At 48.0% G+C, this 1,025-nt stretch carries 1 pseudogene; it reads right to left on the bottom strand.

Features of this window, described 5'->3' with window-relative positions:
• Positions 1–1,025, bottom strand: a pseudogene (locus tag AAHF22_RS23705) (RHS repeat domain-containing protein); the annotation flags it as partial.

Genomic DNA, 1,025 nt, shown 5'->3' on the forward strand with positions numbered 1-1,025 from the left:
GCTTGACGGTTGAGAACCGTGACGGCACCGGTGGCTTTGTTCGTGTATTGGCGGATGCTATCGACACGTAATGTGAGTACGCCTGCATTGGTGCTATCCGCTTCGGTACTGTATACGCGGTTCGTGTAGGCGTATTGATCTTCGATGCCGTAAACTGTACCATCCAGATTGGTCATGGATGGTTGTGTAACTTTGATCGGGCGGCCGAGCGCATCGTATGATGTAGTGGTCGTGTTGCCATCGCTGTCGGTTTGGCTCGTGAGCAGACCGGTGCCGGCATCGTAGGCCATCGTTTGGCGAACGGTACGTTTGCTTTGATCCGCATTCGTAAACGTGCTCGTTTGTTCAGTTGGATAGGCGTAGCTATAATCAGCTCCGTAGGTGGTCGTTACGCTGGAGGTGACACCACTGCGGATTAATTTCTGCTGCGTCATGCGCTGGATCTGATTGGCATTGGTAGGTGATGCATCATAGGTGTAGCTGGTCGTTTCACCTAAAGCATTGATAGCACTTTGCAGACGTCCAGTGCTGGTGTAGGCGTATTTTTCGGTCAGGGCGGTGCTGCTGTTTTGGTACCAGGTTTTGCTTGTAATTTGGTGATACGTTGGATCGTAGGCATACGTCACGGTGTGACGAGCTTTAGTGTCGGCGTTGTTATAGTCGTCTTCGGTTAAGGCATCAGTTTGACTTTGAATACTGCCCCAATCGGTGTAAGCTGCATCTTGAAAGTATGTCTTTTTCCCATTAGCATCCTGATATTCGATTTTGGTTTGAGTCGCAAACTGTGTGAATATCGGATCATAGGCCACATACGTTGTATTTTTTTGTTCCCCATTGTTGGCGGTGACTTGACTCGATACTTGTTGGTGTTTCCCATTAAATCGATTGACGACTTGCTTATTCAGATCGTGAACTGTTGTGGAGAATATAAAATCCGCAGGTAGATCATCTGGGTAGTAGTATTGCGGATACCCTGAATAATCATTCTCATAATCATACGTCGTCGCGAAATACTGTCCAGTAGG

It is taken from the genome of Paenibacillus wenxiniae, assembly GCF_039822605.1.
Classification (GTDB): Bacteria; Bacillota; Bacilli; order Paenibacillales; family Paenibacillaceae; genus Saccharibacillus; species Saccharibacillus wenxiniae.